This window comes from Arcicella sp. GW458-12-2-14-TSB2, from assembly GCF_059423785.1.
Genome location: NZ_JBWKYN010000355.1, coordinates 1 through 1301 on the forward strand (window position 1 = coordinate 1; position 1301 = coordinate 1301).

The 1301-nt window shown below is 33.8% G+C and carries 1 protein-coding gene; it reads right to left on the reverse strand.

The genetic code is table 11. The features are described 5' to 3' along the window. Positions 1-96: 96 nt before the first annotated feature. A complete protein-coding gene (locus AC07XN_RS24415) occupies positions 97-1068 on the reverse strand; it encodes a glycoside hydrolase family 43 protein (protein WP_494744940.1) in 972 nt (323 codons plus the stop codon). Positions 1069-1301 lie beyond the last annotated feature (233 nt).

Sequence of the window (1301 nt, forward strand, 5' to 3'; positions counted from 1 at the left end):
CGATTTACAGAATAAGAATAGCCATTCACAATATCTTGTGGACAAATTTTGCCCAAAATTCGGGATGACTCATGTTTCAATACTCAATTTATCTCTTTATTTAATCGTTTTCTTCTCAACACCTTCATTAGTAATAATGACAGGCTTGATAAGTCCATTTTCATCAAAAAACATTTTATCGATACAAGTAACACGTGCATTTCCATCAGTCTCTGTCAAAGGTCTTCTATGATAGACAATGTACCAATCGTCTGTTTTAGGATTTTTAATCACAGAGTGGTGCCCAGCACCTCTAGCAATTTTAGGGTCTTGTTGTAAAATTTTACCAATTCGTTTAAAAGGGCCAAAAGGAGAATCGGCAATGGCATAAGCTACACAGTAGTCAGGGCCAGTCCAGCCACCCTCAGACCACATAAAGTAATACTTACCATTCTTTTTAAACATAAAAGGTCCTTCGACATAGTTTTCAGGAGTGATTTCCTTGAAAATACTGCCATCAGAATAGGGGATAAAGCCAGTAAAGTCTTTTTTCAAATGAGCAATATTACAATGCTTCCAGCCACCATAAATCAAATAGTATTCGTTGTTATCTTTAAAAATGAACTGGTCGATAGGTTGTGCACCATTATGAAACTTATCAATTAAAGGTTTTTTGAGGTAGTCTTTAAAAGGCCCCGAAGGCTTGTCGGCAACGGCTATTCCAATACCACCATATTCTTTGTCGCTCTGAATGTCATTCGCCCCAAAAAATAGATAGTATTTTCCTTCTTTTTTAATAATCGAAGGAGCCCAAATGGCTCTTTTAGCCCATTTCACATTAGTAGTATCCAATATCTTTGAATGCTTCGTCCAAGTCACTAAATCTTTGGAGGAAAAGGCATCAAAAAATACTTGTTTTTCATAAGGGGCTGAATAAGTCGGATAAATCCAATAGGTTTTATCAAATATTATTCCTTCTGGGTCGGCATACCAACCTTTGAAAACAGGATTACCTGCGGTAATGGATTGAGAAAAAAGCGTTTGCTGTACAAACGTAAAAAGGATAATCAATAAAATTAGTTTTCGCATAAATAATTGGCTCAATATTTGTTGTAGTTTATTATGATATTTAATTTCTTATTTGAATATTACTTAAATAAGAAATATCTTTTCCTAACTGCTTATTTTCTTGTATTAAACCAAGAATTGACTGAAAAAAGGCTCTGAAAGAAGCCGAAAAATATTTAATTATAATAAAATCTCACCTCGATTCGCTCAAAGAGCTGAATTTTAGAAAAATCTTATACCATTTTACTTTAAAA

Excerpts from the sequence above, each read along its gene's own strand:
- AC07XN_RS24415 (WP_494744940.1), bottom strand. The coding sequence starts at position 1,068 with ATGCGAAAACTAATTTTATTGATTATCCTTTTTACGTTTGTACAGCAA.